Origin of the sequence: Kribbella steppae, assembly GCF_004342025.1 — a bacterium.
GTDB lineage: Bacteria > Actinomycetota > Actinomycetes > Propionibacteriales > Kribbellaceae > Kribbella > Kribbella steppae.
Genome location: NZ_SLWN01000017.1, coordinates 138559 through 158405 on the forward strand (window position 1 = coordinate 138559; position 19847 = coordinate 158405).

Annotated in this window: 20 protein-coding genes; 10 read left to right on the top strand and 10 right to left on the bottom strand. The window is 67.7% G+C overall.

All coding sequences use genetic code 11. The features are described from left to right. Window positions 1–15: 15 nt before the first annotated feature. On the bottom strand, window positions 16–465 hold the full coding sequence (locus EV652_RS37435) for an aminoacyl-tRNA deacylase (RefSeq protein WP_132214471.1): 450 nt from the start codon (window positions 463–465) through the stop codon (window positions 16–18). 4 nt (window positions 466–469) lie between these two features. Beyond that, on the bottom strand, window positions 470–1693 hold the full coding sequence (locus tag EV652_RS37440; protein ID WP_242002243.1) for an MFS transporter: 1224 nt from the start codon (window positions 1691–1693) through the stop codon (window positions 470–472). Between the two features lie 71 nt (window positions 1694–1764). On the opposite strand from EV652_RS37440, the gene EV652_RS37445 reads away from it, so the two are divergent. Both EV652_RS37445 and EV652_RS37450 read left to right on the top strand, forming a co-directional pair. Continuing rightward, window positions 1765–2652 carry a LysR family transcriptional regulator gene (locus EV652_RS37445; RefSeq protein ID WP_132214473.1) on the top strand — a complete coding sequence of 296 codons (888 nt, stop codon included), beginning with the start codon at window positions 1765–1767 and terminating at the stop codon, window positions 2650–2652. A 76-nt stretch (window positions 2653–2728) separates the two neighbouring features. Next, the gene (locus EV652_RS37450) at window positions 2729–3487 is read left to right on the top strand and encodes an SGNH/GDSL hydrolase family protein (protein ID WP_242002244.1); all 759 of its coding nucleotides are present in this window, start codon (window positions 2729–2731) and stop codon (window positions 3485–3487) included. Between the two features lie 90 nt (window positions 3488–3577). Here the strand turns inward: EV652_RS37450 and EV652_RS45915 are convergent, their stop codons facing one another. Then, complete coding sequence (locus tag EV652_RS45915) at window positions 3578–5131, bottom strand: cellulose binding domain-containing protein (RefSeq protein WP_132214475.1); 1554 nt, start codon at window positions 5129–5131, stop codon at window positions 3578–3580. Window positions 5132–5159: 28 nt separating this feature from the next. After that, on the bottom strand, window positions 5160–6875 hold the full coding sequence (locus EV652_RS37460; RefSeq protein WP_132214477.1) for a glycosyl hydrolase family 18 protein: 1716 nt from the start codon (window positions 6873–6875) through the stop codon (window positions 5160–5162). 204 nt (window positions 6876–7079) lie between these two features. Between EV652_RS37460 and ssd the strand changes: the two genes are divergently transcribed. From ssd to EV652_RS37500, 8 genes are all read left to right on the top strand, one after another. After that, complete coding sequence (gene ssd, locus EV652_RS37465; protein ID WP_132214479.1) at window positions 7080–8162, top strand: septum site-determining protein Ssd; 1083 nt, start codon at window positions 7080–7082, stop codon at window positions 8160–8162. Continuing rightward, window positions 8159–9316, top strand: coding sequence for a TadA family conjugal transfer-associated ATPase (locus tag EV652_RS37470; protein WP_132214481.1), 1158 nt, complete (start codon window positions 8159–8161; stop codon window positions 9314–9316). The genes ssd and EV652_RS37470 overlap by 4 nt, the downstream gene beginning before the upstream one ends. 325 nt (window positions 9317–9641) lie before the next feature. Next, on the top strand, window positions 9642–10262 hold the full coding sequence (locus EV652_RS37475) for a type II secretion system F family protein (protein ID WP_242002245.1): 621 nt from the start codon (window positions 9642–9644) through the stop codon (window positions 10260–10262). Further along, window positions 10259–10969, top strand: coding sequence for a type II secretion system F family protein (locus tag EV652_RS37480; RefSeq protein ID WP_132214485.1), 711 nt, complete (start codon window positions 10259–10261; stop codon window positions 10967–10969). The genes EV652_RS37475 and EV652_RS37480 overlap by 4 nt, the downstream gene beginning before the upstream one ends. 141 nt (window positions 10970–11110) lie before the next feature. Continuing rightward, window positions 11111–11323 (top strand): DUF4244 domain-containing protein, encoded by a 213-nt coding sequence (locus EV652_RS37485; protein WP_132214487.1) that lies wholly within the window; start codon window positions 11111–11113, stop codon window positions 11321–11323. Window positions 11324–11504: 181 nt separating this feature from the next. After that, a complete protein-coding gene (locus EV652_RS37490) occupies window positions 11505–11852 on the top strand; it encodes a TadE family type IV pilus minor pilin (RefSeq protein ID WP_158441438.1) in 348 nt (115 codons plus the stop codon). Then, window positions 11849–12214 (top strand): Rv3654c family TadE-like protein, encoded by a 366-nt coding sequence (locus tag EV652_RS37495; protein ID WP_132214491.1) that lies wholly within the window; start codon window positions 11849–11851, stop codon window positions 12212–12214. The genes EV652_RS37490 and EV652_RS37495 overlap by 4 nt, the downstream gene beginning before the upstream one ends. A gap of 171 nt (window positions 12215–12385) precedes the next feature. Further along, window positions 12386–13006 carry a response regulator transcription factor gene (locus tag EV652_RS37500; protein WP_132214493.1) on the top strand — a complete coding sequence of 207 codons (621 nt, stop codon included), beginning with the start codon at window positions 12386–12388 and terminating at the stop codon, window positions 13004–13006. Window positions 13007–13146: 140 nt separating this feature from the next. Here the strand turns inward: EV652_RS37500 and EV652_RS37505 are convergent, their stop codons facing one another. From EV652_RS37505 to EV652_RS37530, 6 genes are all read right to left on the bottom strand, one after another. Beyond that, on the bottom strand, window positions 13147–13560 hold the full coding sequence (locus tag EV652_RS37505; RefSeq protein WP_132214495.1) for a hypothetical protein: 414 nt from the start codon (window positions 13558–13560) through the stop codon (window positions 13147–13149). Between the two features lie 332 nt (window positions 13561–13892). Beyond that, on the bottom strand, window positions 13893–15140 hold the full coding sequence (locus EV652_RS37510) for a CehA/McbA family metallohydrolase (RefSeq protein ID WP_132214497.1): 1248 nt from the start codon (window positions 15138–15140) through the stop codon (window positions 13893–13895). Then, complete coding sequence (locus tag EV652_RS37515; protein ID WP_132214499.1) at window positions 15140–16261, bottom strand: ABC transporter ATP-binding protein; 1122 nt, start codon at window positions 16259–16261, stop codon at window positions 15140–15142. Before EV652_RS37515 ends, EV652_RS37510 begins: the two co-directional genes overlap by 1 nt. Beyond that, a complete protein-coding gene (locus tag EV652_RS37520; protein WP_132214501.1) occupies window positions 16261–17085 on the bottom strand; it encodes a carbohydrate ABC transporter permease in 825 nt (274 codons plus the stop codon). Before EV652_RS37520 ends, EV652_RS37515 begins: the two co-directional genes overlap by 1 nt. Further along, window positions 17082–18089, bottom strand: a complete 1008-nt coding sequence (locus EV652_RS37525; protein ID WP_132214503.1) for a carbohydrate ABC transporter permease — start codon at window positions 18087–18089, stop codon at window positions 17082–17084. The genes EV652_RS37520 and EV652_RS37525 overlap by 4 nt, the downstream gene beginning before the upstream one ends. Beyond that, window positions 18089–19513, bottom strand: coding sequence for an extracellular solute-binding protein (locus EV652_RS37530; RefSeq protein ID WP_132214505.1), 1425 nt, complete (start codon window positions 19511–19513; stop codon window positions 18089–18091). Before EV652_RS37530 ends, EV652_RS37525 begins: the two co-directional genes overlap by 1 nt. Window positions 19514–19847 lie beyond the last annotated feature (334 nt).

The following is a 19847-nucleotide window of genomic DNA, read 5'->3' on the forward strand; positions in this document are numbered from 1 at the left end:
CCGTGACGTCTGCCTTTAGTCCGTCACATCGGCGACCGTGGCGTTGAGGGCCTTGAAGAGGTCCTCGGCGGCCACGGTGATGCCGACGCCGTGGTCGCCGCCGCCGAGGGAGATCGTGCCGGTGATGCGTTCGTCGGCGACGACCGGCCAGGCGTGCGTGCTGCCGAGCGGTGTGATCGTGCCGCGGACGTACCCGGTGACGGCGAACGCGGTGCCCTTGTCCGGCATCGAGATCCGGTTGACGCCGAGCAGCGAGCGCAGCTTCGGCCACGCGATCTCCCGGTCACCGGGGACCAGCACGAACCGATAGTCGTCATCGGACAGCCGGACCACGATCGTCTTGATCAGGTCGGCCGGCTCGATGCCGCGGGCAGCCGCGGCCTCCTCCAGCGAGTTGACGCGCCCGTGTCTGGTCACCTCGTAGCTCAGCCCCAGCTGGTCGGCTGCCTCGATCGCTTTGGTCACCCGGCTAGTTTCGCACCTTGCTGGGAACGTTCTTGAGGAGAACGGCCAGCACGAGAGTGATGAGGAACAGCACGCCGGCCTCGAGCGCCACGCCACTCCAGCCCCCGTGACTCCACGCCGCCCCGGCCAGACCGCCGAAGACCGACGAGCCCAGGTAGAACGAGAACAAGTAGAGGCTGGCCGCCTGTCCGGTGCCCCCACCGCCGGCGTGCGCCCTGGCGGCCACCCATCCGCTGGCCACACCATGTACGGCGAAGAAGCCCGCCGTCATCACCGCAAGCCCGACCACGATCAGCGGAAGCGGTGCGGCCAGAGAAATGGCCACTCCGGCGAGTGTGACCAGACAGCCGACCGGGACGACCGTACGACGTCCGTACCGGTCAGCGAGCCACCCAGCCGTCGCCGAACCAGCTGACCCGAGCAGATAGACAGTGAACACCAGCCCCGCCGCCCCGGCGCTCAAGTCGTACGGCGACCCGGAGAGCCGGAAGACGGATCCGTTGTAGACGGCGACGAACGCGCCTACCGCGGTGGCGCCGATTCCGTAGAGCGCGAGCAGTGCGGGATCACGCAGTACTCGACCTGTCTGTGTCATGAGCTGCCGCGGACTCGCTGAGGTCGGGTGGAAGTTCTGCGACGCGGGGAGCAGCACCCAGACCACAGCGGCGCACAGCACACCGACGAGCGCGATGCCGCCAGACGCGACGCGCCAGCCGCCGAGGTCTGCGAGCCCGCCTGCGATCAGGCGACCCGCCATACCGCCGACCGCCGTACCGGCGATGTACAGGCCGCTGGCACGCGCGTGGCTGTCCTGATGCACCTCCTCCCGCAGATACGCCATCGCGACCGCGGGCAGCCCGGCCATGGCGACGCCTTGGAGACCGCGGAGAGCGAGCAGTGTGTGCCACGTCGGAGCCACTGCGCAGAGCAGCGCGATGCCGGAGGTGGCTGCGACCGACCAGCGCATCAGAGTGGTACGCCCGACCACCTCGGAGGCCGGACCGGCGAGCAGCAGAGCGACGCCGAGTCCGAGAGTGGCCAGCGACACAGTGAACGCACTCTGGCTGGGGGAGACGTGGAACGCGTCGACGAGCTCCGGGAGAAGCGGCTGGGTGCTGTAGAGCAGTGCGAACGTCGCCAGGCCCGCCGCGAACAGGGCGATGGACAGCCGGCGATAGCCGGGGTCACCCGGGCGATAGCCGGGCTGAGCGGCGACGGAGGTGTGCATGTCTTCGACCGTGCCACGTGACTTGCGATGCGTAAAATGTCGATCTCAGCAGTAATCGATACGCTTCTGGAATGAATGTCGAGGATCTGCGCTGGTTCGTCGTACTCGCGGAGGCCGAGCACCTGACCGAGGCGGCCGCACTGCTGGGGACCAGTCAGCCGAATCTGTCCCGGTCGCTGCGCCGGGTCGAGAGCGCGTTCGGAGTCCAGCTCTTCGAGCGTGAGCATCGGGGTGTCCGGCTGAACCCGTACGGGCGGGTCGTCCTGGAGGCTGCCCGGGCCGGTACGGCGGCGGTCGACTCGGCTCGGCAGCGTATCGACGCGCTGCTCGACCCGGAGTCCGGGACGGTCCGGCTCGGGTTCCTGCATTCGGTCGCGACCAGCCTCGTGCCGGACCTGCTGAAGGCGTTCCGCGAGGAGGCGCCGAGCGTCCGGTTCGCGCTGCGGCAGGAGCCGGCCCACGACATCGTCCAGGACCTGGAGAGCGGTGAGGCCGAGATCGGCATCATCGCGCCGCGACCGGATCCGGAGGTGTTCGGCTGGCATCTGCTCGAACAGCAGCGGCTGTGCCTTCACGTCCCGCCTGGACATCCGCTGGCCGCACGGCGCCGCGTGGAGCTGGCTGCGGCGGCTCAGGAGCAGTTCGTCGGGCTGCGGCCTGGGTTCGGCTTCCGGCGGATCAGTGAGGAGCTGTGCCGTGCGGCCGGGTTCACACCGCAGCTGGCCTTCGAAGCGACCGACCTCGCGACCATCGACAGCCTGGTCGGTGCCGGCCTGGGCGTGGCAGTGCTGCCCTCCGGCGCGGTCCGCGGGAACGAGAGCGGGGCGGTGTCGATACCACTCGCCGGGGTCCAGGCCCGCCGCGAGATCGGTATGGCCTGGCGATTGCGGGCGCAGCTGACACCAGCCGCCGAGCGCTTCCGCACGTTCGTCCGCGCCCAGCCGGTCAGGTCGACGTGAGTGACTTTCGTAGCGTTGGTCCAATTTCCACGGTGTCGACTTGCAGAGAGAGGGCTTTCCACCGCAAAGTTTCCCCGTGAGGAAGCGTCTCAGTTCGATTCGGCCGAGCCGGCGCCTGCTGTTCACAGCAGGTACGGCCGCTGCCGCGTCGACCGTTGCGTCGGCTGCAACGGCGTCGGCGGCCTCGGTGGGCGAGCTGACCTCGACCGGGGCCTACGGGTCGGGCGTGCTGGGTGCGTGGGAGCGACAGGCGCGCGCGATCTCGAGCGATGCGCAGATCCGCGAGACGCGGGAGACCGACGGCGTCTTCATGTTCGGCGACAGCATCGGCGTCCAGGACGGTCCGTCGCTGGCCAGGCTGCTGTCCCAGCACGGCGTCAACATGGCCGTGCACAACTGGGCCGGCCGACCGGTCACGCCGGCCGTCGACGCGCTGGACACCTGGGCCCAGGACCATGGCCTGCCACACCGGATCCTGATGTCGGTCGGCTCCAACGACATCTTCACCCCGCCGGCAGTGGCCGCTCAGGTCGAGCGGACGATGCAGATCGTCGGCGACGAGCGCACGGTCTTCTGGGTGAACATCCAGGCGGCCCGGACCGGGCACGGTCCCGGCGTCCAGGTCTCCGACCAGCGGAACAGCGCCTGGATCAACCTGCAGCTGGCCGACGCTCAGCGCCGGCACGAGAACCTCCGCGTCGTGCAGTGGGCCGAGCACCTCGCTGCCAAGCCGAATCGCCTGGCCAAGTACCTGCGCGACGGACTCCACCCGTCGATCCCGCTCGGCCAGAACGCCCGCAACGCCCTCATCGTCAAGGCCCTCAAGTCGGGCTGACCGGGCTCAGGTGCCGGTTGCGGTTGTGGTTTGTGGTTCCGGTTGGGCGACGTGCGGGTCGCTGCCCGCACGTCGCCGTACCGCATGCTGCTAGAAGCCCGCGGTGATGCGGGTGAACTCCCAGTCGGGTTGCGCGATGCCGGAGCAGTTGGAGACCACTCCGCCGCCGGCACAACCGCGGTCACGGTTCACCGACCAGAACGCCAGCCGGCCCAGGCCGTTGGACTTGGCCCAGTTGGTGATGTTCTGCCAGGTGGCCGTCGTGGTCATCTCCTGCTGATCCGACAGACCGTTCATCCCTGAGATGCCCTGGTGGGCGTAGGCCTGCGCGGTCGTCCAGCCGAAGGTCGCCTTCAGCTTGTTGTTCAGGCCCTGGGAGGCGCCGACGGTGTCGTTGTAGATGTTCGAGCTGCCGAAGTCGAACGGCATCAGCGTGTAGATGTCGATATTCGCGCCGAGTGCCGCGGACCGTTCGATCAGCCGGTTGCCCCAGAAGTTCGGGCCGGTGGTCGACGTACCGAAGGTGAGGATCGTCTGGATCCCCGGGTTGTTCTGCTTGACGATCTTGAGTGCGTTCAGGATGCGGTCCTGGACCACCTCGTTCTCGAACTCGTCGCTGTTCTCGATGTCGACGTCGATCGCCTTCAGGTTGTACGCGTTGATCACCTGCTGGTACGCCCCGGCCAGCGCCTCCGGCGTACTGCAGTTCGGGCCGAGCTTGTTCCCGCTCCAGCCGCCGATCGACGGCACGATGTCGCCGCCGGCCGCGCGGATCTGTGCGATCGCGTTGGCGTCCGCACTGCCTTGCAGCGGCCTGCTACCGTCCCAGGCCGGGTTGCAGCCGCCGGACGACAGGATGAACGCCATGGTGAACCACTTGATGCCAGTCGCGTTCATGACGGTCGCCGGGTTGGGTGGGTCGCCCCAACCCATGTAGAGGTACGGCGCTGCCCGCCGGGTGCTGGGCTCACCGCCACCGGTGGTGGTCTTTACCGAGATGGTGCTGCTCTTCGGACCTTCGCCGGCGCTGTTGGACGCACTGACTTGGTAGCTGTACGTCGTGTTCGCAGCAAGGCCGGAGTCCGTGTACGACGTACCAGTCGGGGAACCGACCTTCGTGCCGTTGCGGTACACGCTGTAGCTCGTTGCACCGCTTGGTGCGGACCAGGTGAGGCTCACGGACGACGAGGTCGCCGTACCGGAGAGACCTGTTGGTGCGCCGGGTGCCGTGCCCCCACCGCCACCTGTGCAGGAGCCACCGTTCAGTCGGCAGGCGGCCAGACCGGGGAAGTTGCCCGGGCTGCCGTTGAAGCCGAAGGTGACAGTGGCGCCTGGTGCGAGCGGTCCGGCCCAGCTTGGCGGGGTGAACGTGTGTGTCTGGCCGCTGCTGCTCCTGGTCGCGTCCCACGAGCTACTGATGGTGTAGCCGGATGGGAAGTCGAGTGCGACCGACCACGTGCTCAGTGAGCTCGTGGTGCCGTTAGTGACGGTCACCTTGCCCTCGAAGCCGCTGCCCCAGTCGGACACCTTGGTGAAGGCTGCGGTGACGGAGGCCGCGTTCGCGGCGGGTGCTGTCAGGAGAGCAAGGACTACTGCGGCGACGGCGGCCAGCGCTGTCGTTGTTGCGATCGAGATGCGTTTCATGATGCTCCGATCAGTGGGCGGTACGTGATCAGACCTGGCCCCAGAGTGCGGGGACGTTCGGTGGCTCCCAGCCGGTCAGGGAGGTGTGCCCCTGGATGCACTTGTAGGTGAGGCCGTTGTAGCTCACCAGCGCACCGGTCGCGTACGTCGTGTTGGGCGCCCACGGGGTGGCCGTCGGGGGCGTCGGTGTCGGCGTCGGCGTCGGGGTGGGAGTCGGGGTAGGTGTGGGTGTTGGGGTCGGAGTAGGTGTAGGGGTGGGGCTGGGAGTCGGACTCGGCCCGCTGCAGCCTGGTGTGTCGGCGTTGACCGCGTTGACCACGTGGTTGAAGAGCGTCACGCTCGGGTCCAGCGCTTCGAGGGAGTACATCATCGCGCCGGCCAGACCGTTGCAGTGCTGGTAGTCCGCCTTGGCCTTGATCGACTGGGCGTTGTCACCGGTCCAGAACGTCCCGTTGCGGTAGAACCACGTTGCCTTCGTGGTGTCGTCGAAGTACGTCGCTGACGGGTCGTCGACGAAGCCCACGAGCTCCTTGTAGAAGGAGACGCCTGGCACGTTGCCACTCATCGCATGACCGTCAGCAGGTCCAGTGGCCGGCTGGTACTTGCCGTTTGCAGTGTTTGGAACGCCCTTCCAACCCCTGTAGTAGAAGGGATACCCGATGGTCAGCTTGTTCGCCGGGAAGCCGCCGGGGATGCCGTATGCCGGGTCACCGGCGGTCCACGCCTTGATGGCTCCGTCGACCGAGTACTTGGCCGAGCCGGGCGGGATCGGCGTACTCGGATCGTCCGGGGCCTGGTAGAGCGGGTCCTGGAAGTTCGTCGGCCCGGTGGCATCCCAGCCGCCGTGCATGTCGTACGTCATCACGTTGTTGTAGTCGAGGTACTGACCGATCTTGTCGGTCTCGATGGTGGCGATCTTGTCCTGCCCGGCCGGGGTGGCCGCGGTCAGGTAGTAGCGCTTGCCGGTCTGGTTGCCGTAGGCATTGAGCTGGGCACGGAACTCGGCCAGCAGTGCGGTGAAGTTCTGCTTGTCCGCCGGGCTCCAGTGGTTGCCGACGTGACCGTTCGGCGAACCCGGGTACTCCCAGTCGAGGTCGATACCGTCGAAGATGCCGGCCGCCGTACCAGGGCCGCCGAAGCCGTCGATCACCGGCAGGTCGCCCTTGAGGAACATGTTCACGCAGGAACTGACGAAGGTCTTCCGCTTGGCGTCGGTGGAGGCCGCGTCGGAGAAGTACTTCGAGTAGGTCCAGCCGCCGATCGAGATCAGGATCTTCAGGTTCGGGTACTGCGCCTTGAGCTTCTTCAACTGGTTGAAGTTGCCCTGGATCGGCTGGTTCCAGACATCACCGACCCCGTCGACGCTGATGTCCGCCCCGTACGACTTGCCGTAGTCGGCGAACGCGTCACCGGCGCCGTCACCCGCGTTCGGGTTGTTCTCGTCCTGCGAGGCGGCCTTGTTCGCCATGAAGCAGGTGTGGTCGGTCGGGTGGATGTTGGCGAACGCGTAGTTCAGGAAGTCCAGCTTGCCGGCCGCGCCGGTGGTGATCAGGTTCTTCGGGTAGAACGCGTTGGCGTAGATGCCCCACTGGGTGAAGTAGGCGGTCTTCACACCACCGCTGACGGCGGCGGCTTGGGCTTGGGCTTGGGGTGACTCGGCGGTCGCTGCTGACACGCCGGCGGCGGTGAGCAGTGCGGTGGCCGCGACGGTCGCCGTGGCGGCGAGCAGGCGCAATCGACTCATGGGCGGTCCTCCGGAGCTGGGACGGAAGCGGTCCGGTGAAATTTAGTTAAAGACGCTTCGAAAGGAACCGTAACCGTTTCCGGCGGGTTGGTCGCCGCCTCACGATGGCGGATTCCCGCTGCTGACGGAAACCCGACAACGCCTTTGTCCACAGGGATTCCAGTGCCTGTTCGATCGATGGTCCGGCGACTGCATCTTCTAGGTATGGACACTTCCTTCCCTGCTCACGACGTTTCGGTGCTCATGGCAACAACCGACGAGGTGTTGCTCGACGATTTGCTCCGGCTGGCAGCGGCCGCCTCGGTGACACCACTGGTCGAGCACGACCTGCTCGGTCTCCGACGCAATTGGCATACCGGCTCGCTGGTCGTCGTCGGCCAAGATCTCGCCGATCCGCTCGCCCGCACACAGCCGGTACGGCGATCAGGCGTCGTCGTGGCCGGTCTCGCGGACGGCGACGACTTGTACCGCTGTGCCTTCGATATCGGTGCGGAGTCGGTCTTCCGGTTACCGACGGACGAATCGGCGTTGGGTGACAAGCTGGCCGATACCTTGGACGGCGGGGTCAGGACGGCCCAGACACTTGCCTTCGTCGGCGGTTGCGGGGGAGCTGGTGCGACCACCCTCGCGTCGGCGGTCGCGGTGTTCGGGAACCGGCGCGGCTTCCGGACGATGCTGATCGACGGTGATCCACTCGGTGGCGGTATCGAGCTCGCGCTGGGGATCGAGCACGATGTCGGCGATCGCTGGCCGAAGCTACTCAACGCCGCGGGCCGGGTGAGTGCCGCCGCGTTGCGCTCCGCCCTGCCGTCGGTTGATGGCTTGGCGGTGCTGTCGTGGGATCAGTCCGACGTGACGGTTCTGCCGCCGGAGACGATGAGTTCGGTTCTGGGTGCGGCGCAACGCAGTAGCGATCTAGTAGTGGTCGATCTGCCGCGTCGTGCGGATCCGGCGGTCGAGGAAGGGTTCGTCCGCGCCGGCGTGACGGTGCTCGTCGTACCGTGTGATGTCAGATCCGTGGCCGCCGCCAAACGACTGGTCGGTCCGCTGCGAGAGGTCGCCGGCGACCTCCGCCTGGTGGCACGCGAGCCTCGCGCGAGCGCGTTGTCCGCAGCCGATGTTGCCGACCACCTGTCGTTGCCACTGGCAACGCGAGTCGGCCACGAGCGCGACCTACCAGCAGCAATGGATCAGGGTCGATTCGATCCCCGGCCCCGCGGCCCCCTCGGCCGAGCCGCCTCCGACCTCCTAGACCTCCTCGGCCTCTCCACCCAGGCAGCAGCATGAACGTCTCCGCTGCGCTCATCGACCGGGTTCGCGGCACGTTGGCCGTCACCGGCGCCGAACCGACACCCGCTCGGGTCGCCGCCGCACTGCGCGCCGACGGTGGCGTCTACGGCGACTCCATCGTGCTTGCCGTCGTCGCCGCCCTCCGCCGCGAGGCTCTGGGAGCAGGTCCTCTCGACACCCTGCTATCCGAGCCAGGCATCACCGACATCCTGGTGAACGGCCCCGACGAGGTCTACGTCGACCGCGGCTCCGGCCTCGAACGGGTGCTGACACGCACCGGCGACGAGCCCGCCATCCGCCGCCTCGCCACCCGGCTGGCCGCGGCCGCCGGTCGCCGCCTCGACGACGCAACGCCGTACGTCGACGTACGCCTCTCCGACGGCACCCGCTTCCACGCCGTCCTCTCACCCGTCGCCGCACCCGGCACCTGCCTGTCCTTACGAGTCCCCTCCCGCAAGGTCTTCACCCTCGACGACTTGGTCGCCGCAGGCGCCCTACCACCAGCCGGTACGACGGTCCTGCGCGATCTACTCGATGCGCGCCTGGCGTTCCTGATCAGCGGCGGTACCGGAACCGGCAAGACCACCTTGCTCAACTCACTGCTGTCGTTGGTGGATCCGACCGAGCGACTGGTGCTGGTCGAGGACGCGAGCGAACTGCGTCCGGACCATCCACACGTCGTCCGTCTCGAGGCGCGACCACCGAACGTCGAGGGCAGCGGAGAGATCAGCCTGCGCGACCTCGTCCGCCAAGCCTTGCGGATGCGCCCCGACCGCCTGGTCGTCGGTGAGGTGCGCGGCCCTGAAGTAGTCGACCTGCTCAGCGCCCTGAACACCGGCCACGAAGGCGGCTGCGGCACCCTCCACGCAAACTCAGCAGCCGACGTACCAGCCCGCCTGGAAGCCCTCGGCGCCCTAGCCGGCCTCACCCGAGACGCCGTCCACAGCCAAGTCGCCTCAGCCCTACACGCCGTCATCCATCTCACCCGCACCCCCGACGGCATCCGCCGAATCTCCGAGATCCAAACCCTCGACCGCCTACCGACCGGCCAAGTAGTCACCCGCCCAGCCGTCAAATTCCACCCGAACGGCACCATCACCCTCCTCCCCACCGCCCACCCCTTCACCAACTCCCTGGCGGGTGCAGCATGACCCCCGCCCTCGCCCCGGTTGCTCTTGCCCTGGTCACCCCACAGCCCGCCGCTTCACCAAGCTCGGGGCGGTGCAGCATGCCCGCCTTCGCCCCCGGCGTCCTTGCAAGGGTCACCTTCCTCCCCGCAGCCCAACGCTTCGCCAGGCAGCAGGCAGGCGCCGCATGAGCTACGCCTTGGTCTCTTGTGTGCTGGTCCTGGTCACCTTGCTTCTGGCGCTGCCCGCCCGAGGCCGCGGTCTACACCGCCTCGTCTTACGACCTCCCTCTCGCCCGCGCCTACCTCATCGTTTGCTGCTCGTTCCAATCGCCCTTCTCATCACCCTTGTGTTCGGAACGCAGTTCCTGGTCTCCGCCGTGGCTCTGGCCGTTGTCGCCTCACTGGTGCTCGTTCAGCGAGTCCAACACCGGCGACGCACAGCTGCCGCAGCCCGCCGTGCCGAGATCATCGAGGCACTCGACGTCCTCGCCGCTGACCTGACAGCCGGCCGTCCACCCATCGACGCCTTGGAAGGTGCCGCAGCAAGTTGCTCCGACTTCCAAGTCGCCTACGCCGCCGCAAAGCTCGGCGGTGATGTCCCTGGCGCTCTCGAGATCGCCGCAGAGTCTCCCGGCGCAGGAGGTCTCCGCGCACTCTCGGCAGCCTGGCGCGTCGCCGAGGAATCCGGAGCCGCGTTCGCCGCCCTCACCGAACGCCTCGCAGAGTCGCTCCGCGCCGACGAAGCCATCCACCGCCAGACCGCCGCCAGCCTCGCCGGCGCGCGCTCGACCGCCCGCATCCTCGCGTTGCTGCCGGTGTTCGGCATCACCCTCGGCTACTCGCTCGGCGCCAAACCCTTGACCTTCCTCACCGCGAGTCCAGTCGGCTGGCTCTGCCTGCTCGCCGGCCTCGGTCTCACCACGCTCGGCCTCCACTGGACCACTCGACTAGCGGAGGCCAACCCATGACCGCTGCGTTGGCCGCGTTTGCTGCGGCCATCACGTCGTACCTGGTGATACCCGCCCGACCGGATCTCCGCCGCCTGTCGCCCCAGCCTCGCCGTACGCGTGCCCGTCCACCACGCCTGCACAGATTGGCGGCCGGGATCGCCGCAGCTGGCTTGCTGGTGGCCTTCGGACTCCCGTGGGGCGTTCCGCTCGCGGGGGCTGCTCTCTATGTCGTCCCCAAAGCACTAGCCCGTCTGGAACCGGCCGCCACAAGACAACGCGCCGCCCAGATCGCCGGCGACCTTCCCTTGGCGGTCGATCTGCTCGCCGCCTGCCTGCGCGCCGGACGCCCACCACAACAAGCTCTAGCCACAGTCGCAACGGCCATCCGCGGCCCACTCGCCGAACTGTTCACAGAGGTCGCACATCACCTCGCGCTCGGAGCGGATCCCATGGACGCCTGGTTGCACCTGCGCTCCGAGCCGGCCTGTGCTCCCTTCGCCAGAGCCATCGACCGCTCGCTCCGCTCGGGCGCACCGCTGTCGAAGACCCTCGAACACCTGGCCGACGACACCCGCCAAGCCCACCACCACGCCGCCGACCAACGGGCGCGCGCCATCGAGTCCCGCACGGCCCTGCCACTCGGACTCTGCTTCCTGCCCGCCTTCGTCCTCCTGTCCATCGTCCCCACCATCGCCGACGCCCTGATCCCTTACCTGTCTCGATGAAAGGGCTATAGGCAACTAAATCCCACAGGACGCTGAGAAGTTGTCCCCAGGTTCGAAACTCCTTCAAAAAAAGGGCTCTGACGACGGCACCTTGTCAGTGAGTGGTCCGGATGAGCCGGACCGCAGATCGGGAGGTATCAGATGTCCAAGGCGCTGGTGGCGGTCCGTCACCGTCTTCGCAACCGTTCCGAGCGCGGAGCAGCCACCGCGGAGTACGCGGTGAGCGTCGTCGCGGTCTGCGGCCTCGGCGGCATCCTCGTCGCCCTGCTGAAGTCCGACGCGATGGTGAACGCGCTCAAGGCACTCATCAACTACGCCCTGCAGCTCGCCGGCGTAGAGGGCGTCCAGCTCTAACCAGACCGGGTCGGTCGCGGGACCCCCCTCACCCGCGACCGACCCACACACCACCGGAGGAGACCCAATGCCACCGACACGAGTTCAACGCACCACCGCAAGCAACCACCGCACCACCGCGGGCAGCCAACGTGGTGCGGTGAGAGGTCGACGTGGGCGCATGAGTGCTCAGCGTGGTGCGGTGACCGCCGAGGTGGCCATTGCGCTCCCGGTCCTGCTGACACTGCTCTTCCTGGGCATCTGGTTGATCGGCGTGGTCACGGCGAATATCCGCTGCATCGACGCCGCCCGCGACGTGGCCCGCGCAGTGGCTCGCGGCGAGTCTCCTGAAACAGCCGAAGAAATCGGCCGCCGCACAGCTCCCGCCAACGCAACCATCACCATCAGCCGCACCGACTCCGACATCCACGTGACAGTCACTGCCACCCCGCACCGCAGCGCACCCCTGCTAGCCGCCCTCCCAGCGAGCCCGATCGCTGCTGAATCCACCGTCCAATCCGAACCGGCCACCGAGGGAACAACGCCATGAACCACACACCAACCCGACGAGCGCGTACCGAACGCGGCAGCGGCACCCTCCTGATCCTCTTCATGGGCCTACTCCTAGCAACCGCCGTGGCCATGGCAACCCTCTGGTCAGCCATCTCCATAGCCCGCCACAAACTCGCAGCCGCCGCCGACCTGACAGCCTTGAGCGCCGCGCAGGTCCTCGCCTCCGGCGCCCCTGACCCCTGCACCACAGCCCGCCGCATAGCCGCCACGCACCATGTCGACCTGGCCGACTGTCAACTCGCGCTCGATTCCGTATCTATCCGGGTGACCACCCAGCTAGACCTGGCCGAGATCGCCCGCCCAACCCTGTCCGCCTCCGCCCGCGCGGGCCCCGTCTAGCTCTCGGACGTGGGTGATTCTGATGCGGTCGCGATCTGGTCGCAATCTGGTAGAGATGCCGCGTTGATCTGGACGAGGTGCGGGAGCGGACTCCATGATCTGGAACCGAAGTACTGCCCATCCTCCCGGACGCACTTCCCCGGCGCCCGGACGGTCACCCCGGAGGCTCGTTTGCCCGACCGCATCCGGCTGTTGCTGGTCGACGACCAGATCCTCAGTCGAGGCGTGCTCAGAAGCGGTCTGGAACGCGAACGCGACCTGGAGATCGTTGCCGAGCTCAACCGTTCGGACGACGTGGTGGCCGCCGCGAAAAGCCTCCGCGCGAACGTCGCCCTGCTCGACGCCGCCGGACCGGGGAACGACAGCATCAAGGTCACCACCAGACTGCGGACCTCGATCCCGGAGTGTCGCGTCGTCATGCTCACGACGTACGGGCGCCCGATCCACTTCCGCCGAGGCATCGAGGCCGGCGCCAAGGGGTTCGCCCTCAAGGGCAGCCCGGCTCCGCAGTTGGCCGACGCCGTACGACGGGTACACCTCGGGCTCCGCGTGGTCGACGCCAACCTGGCCGCCGAGAACCTGCAGTACTCCGAGACGCCGCTCGACGACGACGAGACCGACACCCTGCGCGCCGCCCGCGACGGCGGCTCGATCGCCCTGATGGCGCGCAAGCTCGAAGTCTCCGAACGCGTCATCCGCCTTCGCCTCTGGTCCGCTATCGGCAAGACCGGCGCCCGCACCCGTTCCGACGCCATCCAAATCGCCGAACACAACGGCTGGCTCCTCGACTAACGTCCCCCGCCGAGCAACGCGCCTCAACCACTCCACAGATCATGGAGATGTAGGACTGGCGGGTCGGGGGTGATCGACACTGCGCTCCGACCCGGTGTCGGCCGGATAGACCTTCGTCACGCCTTCTGGTTCGGGTGGGCCTACAGGCTGTCGAGTTGGTCCAGCAGCCAGCGGGGCCCGACGGCTGATGCGCCAGTTGGTTCGATGCGTTGGCGGAGGCCTCGGTCGGCGGTGACTACGGTGACTTCGGGGTTGGATTCGTGGGCGGCTGACTCGGCGGTGACTGCGACGATGGTGTCGTCGCCGGAGCCCTCGGCGAGGACTACGCGGAGGGATCCGACGTCTGGGGCGTCGGGGCCGGTGACCGCTGCGCGGGCGGCGCCTTCGAGAATTGCCACCACGTCCGTGGTCTCTGGCAGGCGTTCCTGAAGGGAGGCCAGCTTCAGCAGCAACTTTCGGGCCGCGCCGGGGCGATCGCGCCACCAGCCGTCCGGGCGGGAGCCGATCACGTTCGCAGCGTCGACCACGATTACCTGGCGCCGTGCACTCGTCATCAGGCCAGTCTGCCCCTGTCACCTGGGAATCCGATCGACCCGCCGCCGTCGGTCGTGGCGCTCCGCCTGGACTTCGCGCCGTGGCGGGTGATGGTAACGCTCTGAAAGCGGATTGAAAGTGCAGGCCCCATGCTTCTTCGCATCGTCCGACCGGGTGTGGAACCGGTCGCTCTGCATCGGGGGGCGCGGTCGAGATCCTCAACCCCACGAAGGCGACAGTCGACATGATCACGGTCGGTGGATCGGCGCGCGGTGTTCCGCTGCCGTTATCGCTCGGCGACACCTGGTGCGTGGCGGTTTGACCAAACGCCGAACCAGCCGGTGCTTGGCGGTCAGGTGCAGATCGACAGGAACTGGCCTGTGTGGGTTACCAGGATGTGGGGGCCAGGGATAGCGGGAACGGTCTGGTGGGAGGTGCGGATGGGGCGGCGGGTGCCGTCGGGGGAAATGAGGACGGTGTTGGGGGCGTCCAGGACGACGAACTCGTTGCCGGTGCGCAGGAGGATGGGGGCGGTGTAGCAGGCGGAGATCGCGGTGCGGCCGGCGGACAGGCCTTCCAGGACAGCGAGGGGGAGTTCGTCGGGGCCTTCGGCTGAGGCGTCGACGGCGATCCAGGTGGTGGGGGTGCCGGGTGGGGTGATCGAGGTCGGGTTGTGCCAGTCGCTGCCGCCGATCGGCGTCGTACTGGTCATGCCCCAGGCTTGCCACCAGGCGATCGGGCCGCCCCAGCGGTGGTCGAGCCAACTGGAATGCCAGACCTCGGCGAGAGGCGGATGCTCAGGCAGCGGTTGACGCCACGAGCAGTCGCCGCCGAGTGGGTGGTTGATCGACAGCAGTCCGCCGCGGTTGGCGACCTCGGAGACCCAGGTCGAGGCCGGGCGGCGGAAGTCGATCACTCCGATGTCGCCGAACGCGTTCGCGTGCCCGGACTCGGTCGTCACCTCTTGGCCGGGGATCAGCCCGATGCCGAACTGCTTGCTGAGCCCAGGCAGTTCGAGGTGATGAGCGACCGTGTTGTGGTCGGTGATCGCGAGTACGTCCAGTCCGGCCGCGACACCGAGTGCGGCGAGGTTGGCGATCGGTGTGGAGCCGTCGGAGTGCAGCGAGTGCGCGTGGAAGTCACCAGCCACCCACTTCAACCCCGGAGCCGCAGGCAGCGTACGACGCGGGGGACGAGGCGGTACGGCGATAGCCGCGGTGGCGTCGGCGTACTCCGCCAGACCAGGCACAGCGTCGACCGGACCAGTCACCGCCTCGACGATGAGCTCGGCGCCCTCGAGGGGTAGCCGGTGCAGGCCAATGACGACCCACCACGTGCCTGGCTCGAGGTCGCCGGCGACGTACCCGGGCGTCGCCGCGGTAGGAGTGATAGCGAACGTACGGCGTGCGCCGCCAGACCACCCGCGCCACCCCGCCGCCCCCTCGCAGCCGATGTCGATGACGGTGCCCTCGCCAGGCGGGACGGTCAGTGTGACGAGCAGACCGGGACAGTCGGCCGGAATGTCGACCGGCAGCGAGTGCCAGACCGACTCCGCCCGGTCGTCGAGGGTCCAGCGACGGCGGTACGACGTGACTGCCATTAGCCGACCGTGGCCGGCTGCCGGGCGAGGAGCTCGCCTGACTCCCTGTCGTACAAGAGCACCCGCGATGCCGGGGCCGTGAGCACGACCGGAGCGCCAGGTGCTGGTTCGTCCTCCTCTGGCACGGTCACGCCGACCAGCGTCCCGTCGCAGTCCACACTGACCAGGGACTGCGTCCCGAGGTTCTCCGCCACCACGACCTGGCCGCGGAGGGATGGTCCGCTGACGTCGCCAGTGGCGAGGGTGAGGTACTCGGGTCGTATGCCGACGGTGACCTCGGCGCCGCTGGGAACCGAGAAAATGGTCGCAGGCAACAATCCGCCCGTCACCGACACCGTGCCGACCGCATCGGAGTCGCGCCTCGAGCCGTTCGGGTTGGAGACCGTCCCGGGGAGGAGGTTCATCGGGGTGGAACCGATGAAGTTGGCGACGAAGGTGTTGGCGGGGCGGGCGAAGACCTCGCGGGGGGTGCCGAGTTGACGCAGCTTGCCGGCTTCCATCACTGCGATCCGGTCCGCCAGGGCGAGTGCCTCGGCCTGGTCGTGGGTGACGAAGACTGTGGTGATGCCGAGGTCGCGCTGCAGCTTCTTGAGGAACGTCCGTGCCTCCAGCCGCAACCGCGCATCCAGGTTGGAGAGCGGCTCGTCGAGCAGCAGCACCTTGCCCTCGGATGCGATTGCACGGGCGAGTGCGACCCGCTGCTGTTGTCCGCCGGACAGTTGGCCGGGCTTGCGGTCCAGCAGTCCCTGCAGCGACAGTGCACCAGCGGTCCGCTCCGCTGTCGCCGTACGGGTGGCCATGGCAACCCGTCGTACCTTCAAGGGGTAGGTGATGTTCTCGGACACGTTCATGTGCGGGAACAGGGCGTAGTCCTGGAAGACCATTGCCACGCCACGCTTGCCCGGCTCGGTGCGGGTGACGTCCACGGCGTCGATCCGGACCCTTCCCTCGGACGCCGGTTCCAGACCCGCGATCGTCCGCAGCAGGGTGGTCTTGCCGCACCCGGACGGACCGAGCAGGGCGAAGAACTCGCCGTGCTCCACGTGCACGTCCAGACCGTCGACGGCGCGGACGCCGTTCGGGTAGACGGTCGCGAGGCCTTCGATGTCGATGCCGGCCATCAGCTCTTGATCCCTCCATGGAAACGGAACCCGTACCGCGAGTTCACCAGCAGGTACAACACGACGACCGGGATCGAGAACAGCAGCGAGAACACCGGCAGCACCTGCAGGTTCACGCTGCCACCCTCGTCGGTGAGGGTCTGCATCAGCACTGCGCCGGGCTGCAGGTCGATCGACCGGATGAGTAGGAAGGGCACCAGGAAGTTGCCCCAGGAGTTGACGAACGCCCAGACCATGATGGTGGCCATTCCGGGCCGTGCCACCGGCAGTACGACGTCGCGCAGGATCTGACCGGTGGACGCACCGAAGACCCGGGCCGACTCCTCGTACGATTTCGGCACCGCGTCGACGAAGTCCTTCAGGATGAAGATTGCCGCTGGCAACAGCCCGCCGGTCATCACCAGCGCGACCCCGAACCGCGAGTCGATCAGGCCGAGCTGGAACATCATCACGAAGATCGGCACCATCGCCGCCGTCCCGGTGACGACCGATGACAGCAGCAACAATCCGTACAGCAAGGCGTCCCGGCCGGGGAGCCGCACCCGCGACAACGCGTAGCTGGCCAGTGCGGCGAACGCGGTCACGCCCACCGCGGTGGTCACGCAGATGACGAGCGAGTTCACCATCGAGTGCATCGCGTACGGGTGCTCGAGCGTCTTGCGGACGTTGTCGAGCGTCCAGTCCGGCCAGTGCACGCCGAGGCCGGGGGACGCGTCGAACGGGGCCGACGCGAGCCACAGCATTGGTACGGCGAAGAACAGCGTGATCGCGCAGATCAGTGTGTAGAAGCCGATCCGCCGTACGACGAAGGCAGGAGTCCTCACGAGCGCCTCCTCAACAGTCGGAGGTAGATCAGCGAGACCAGCAGGTTCGCGATCAGGAGCAGGAACGAGATGGCCGACGAATAGCCGAGCTCACCGCCCTGCAGCGCCACGTTGTAGATGTAGACCGGAACCGTCTCGGACTCGTGGTTCGGCCCGCCCTTGGTGAGCAGGAACGGCGAGAAGTCGTTCGCCGTCCACAGCGAGATCAGCAGGGTGTTGGTGAGCACGTGACCCCGGATGTGCGGGAACACCACGTCCCGCAGCGTCTGCCACCCCGACGCCCCGACCATCCGGGCCGACTCCAGTTGCGACGGCGGGACCGCCTGCAGTGCGGAGGAGTAGAGCATCATCGAGAACGCCGTACCGCGCCAGGTGTTGAAGATCACCAGGCACGCCATCGGGTAGTCGATCAGCCAGGCCGTTCCCGGCGTACCGAGGATGCTGTTGAGGGTGCCGCCGTCGCGGTCGAAGAAGGCGACCCACAGGTACGCGACCACCGTCGAGGGCAGGATCCAGGCCAGCAACACGAAGGCCTCGACAGTACGACGTACGGCGGGACGCGTACGGCGCATCACCCAGGCCAGGGTGAAGCCGAGGATGTTCTGGCCGATGATCGCGGAGCCGAGGACGAACAGCATCGTCAGCCACAGGGCGTTGTGGAAGAGCGCGTCGTTCAGCGCCTTGGTGTAGTTGGACAGGCCGACGAACGACGGCGACACCGCCTCGACTCCGGTGAGCCGGTAGTTGGTGACACCGATGTAGATCGTCCAGAGCGCGGGGAAGACCAGGAACGCGCCGATCAGCAGCATGGCCGGGGAGACGAAGCCGAAGGCCCGGCCGACACCGAGCCCCGCGACATCGAGCGCCGGACCACGTCCGGCCGACGGATCACGCCGCGCCGGACCGCGCCCGGCCGGGCCACCCGACCCGACCGGGTCACCCGACCCGGCCGGATCACGTTCCTGGACCGGATCAACCGGCACAGGTGCGGAAGCAGACGTCATCAGTTGCCGGCGACCTTGTCCTTGCTGCCGGCCACCGCCTCAACGGCCTTCTGGTAGGCCATCGCAGCGGCATCGGTGGTCTTGCCGCCGACCACGTCAGCGGTCGCCTGCTGCAGCGCGGCCGAGATCCGCGGGTACTCCGCCACGCCCGGCCGGTACTGCGTGATCGGCAGGACCTTGGTGGCGACGAAGTTCAGCATCGGGTCACCGGCCAGCACCTCGTTGTTGACGTCGGTGCGCTGGGTGATCTTGGCCGCGCCGTCCAGGGACGCCTTCACCATCTCGGCGGAGTTCATGAACTCCATCAGCTCCCACGCCTGCTGCGGGAACTTCGTGTTCGGGTTGATCACGGTCGCGCCGCCGCCGGACATCGAGACGAAGTCCTGGCCCTTGACCCCGCCGCCCGGCCTGGCGGCCGGGATCAGCGCGTAGCCGACGGCGGTGTCGCGGTCGGCCATCTTGGCGACGCCTTCCTTCGGCTCGACGACGCTGCGCCAGAAGTAGTCGCCCTCGAGCAGGATGCCGATCTTGTTCGCGGCGAATTGGGCGAACGACTTGTCCCGGCCCTTCGCCTCGCGCTGCATCACCGGGTCACCGAGGCCGGTCGTGTAGATCTGGTGGTAGAAGTCGAGCACCTGGCGCAGCTTCGGGGTGTCGCCCAGCCACTTGCCGTCGGGGTAGACGGTCGTGCCGGTGCCCACCAGGAGCGGCAGCACGCCCTGCATCGAGGTCGCCTCGCCCATCGCCGTACCGGCGTTGATCTGGATCGGGGTGACCCCGGACAGCTTCTTCAGCGCCTGGCCGGCGGAGATGATCTCGTCCCACGACTTCGGCTGCCAGTCGGCCGGCAGTCCGGCCTGCTGGAACAGCTTCTTGTTGAAGTAGAGCACCCGGCCGTCGGTTCCACCCGGGACGCCGTACCGCTTGCCCTCGAAGCTGCCGAGCTGCTGCACCGTGTCCGGGATCTGCTTCCAGCCGTCCCAGTCGTCCACCTTGCTCGCGTCGCCGACGGTGTCGGTGAGCGGCTTGATGTAGCCGGCCTGGGCGAACTCGCCGACCCAGATGCCGTCGATGTTGAACACGTCGGGGCCGGACTTGTTCGACAGGTCCAGCGACAGCTTCTGCTTGTAGACCTCGTCGTCGGAGCCGTCGCCCTGGTACTTGACCGTGACGTCGACGCCCTTGCCCTTCTGCTCCGCGACGAACTTCGGGATCAGGACATCCTGCGTGAACGTCGCGCCGGCGCTGTTCTTGCCGCCCTTGACCGAGTTCGAGCCGATCGTCAGCTCGACCTTCTTGGCGTCGGCGTTGCGGTTCGCGTCCTGGTCGCCGCTGCCGGCGTCGGACGAGCCGAGGCAGCCGGTGAGCAGCGCGAGGGACGCGGCGCCGATGGCGGCAGTGGTGTACAGCCTCAGTGATCGCATCAGGGGTCTCCTTGCGAGGTTCGGTGCAGCGAGTGCCGGTCAAAGATTGGCACTCCTTGGCGACTATGTGAAGACTTTTACCCAACCCCCGAGAAAACGTTGTCAGCGACGACCCGGATGCCGTTGGCAACCGCGTGTCGGCACCGTCGTACGACGCCGACCGCCGGAAACCCCGGTACGACGGGCGATTCCCACGGTGGGCAGGGCTTTCCCGGTACTGCGGGTGACGGGGTGGATGTGGGCAGTTATCGGTGATCCGGACGTCGCGTCAAGTTGGGATCAGGCGGGGTGCATTGCGAGAGGGTTAAAGTGTGCTCAAGGTTCTGTGGCAACC

Excerpts from the sequence above, each read along its gene's own strand:
- EV652_RS37440 (WP_242002243.1), bottom strand. The coding sequence starts at position 1,693 with ATGCACACCTCCGTCGCCGCTCAGCCCGGCTATCGCCCGGGTGACCCC.
- EV652_RS37445 (WP_132214473.1), top strand. The coding sequence starts at position 1,765 with ATGAATGTCGAGGATCTGCGCTGGTTCGTCGTACTCGCGGAGGCCGAG.
- EV652_RS45915 (WP_132214475.1), bottom strand. The coding sequence starts at position 5,131 with ATGAAACGCATCTCGATCGCAACAACGACAGCGCTGGCCGCCGTCGCC.
- EV652_RS37460 (WP_132214477.1), bottom strand. The coding sequence starts at position 6,875 with ATGAGTCGATTGCGCCTGCTCGCCGCCACGGCGACCGTCGCGGCCACC.
- ssd (WP_132214479.1), top strand. The coding sequence starts at position 7,080 with ATGGACACTTCCTTCCCTGCTCACGACGTTTCGGTGCTCATGGCAACA.
- EV652_RS37470 (WP_132214481.1), top strand. The coding sequence starts at position 8,159 with ATGAACGTCTCCGCTGCGCTCATCGACCGGGTTCGCGGCACGTTGGCC.
- EV652_RS37480 (WP_132214485.1), top strand. The coding sequence starts at position 10,259 with ATGACCGCTGCGTTGGCCGCGTTTGCTGCGGCCATCACGTCGTACCTG.
- EV652_RS37485 (WP_132214487.1), top strand. The coding sequence starts at position 11,111 with ATGTCCAAGGCGCTGGTGGCGGTCCGTCACCGTCTTCGCAACCGTTCC.
- EV652_RS37495 (WP_132214491.1), top strand. The coding sequence starts at position 11,849 with ATGAACCACACACCAACCCGACGAGCGCGTACCGAACGCGGCAGCGGC.
- EV652_RS37505 (WP_132214495.1), bottom strand. The coding sequence starts at position 13,560 with ATGACGAGTGCACGGCGCCAGGTAATCGTGGTCGACGCTGCGAACGTG.
- EV652_RS37510 (WP_132214497.1), bottom strand. The coding sequence starts at position 15,140 with ATGGCAGTCACGTCGTACCGCCGTCGCTGGACCCTCGACGACCGGGCG.
- EV652_RS37515 (WP_132214499.1), bottom strand. The coding sequence starts at position 16,261 with ATGGCCGGCATCGACATCGAAGGCCTCGCGACCGTCTACCCGAACGGC.
- EV652_RS37525 (WP_132214503.1), bottom strand. The coding sequence starts at position 18,089 with ATGACGTCTGCTTCCGCACCTGTGCCGGTTGATCCGGTCCAGGAACGT.
- EV652_RS37530 (WP_132214505.1), bottom strand. The coding sequence starts at position 19,513 with ATGCGATCACTGAGGCTGTACACCACTGCCGCCATCGGCGCCGCGTCC.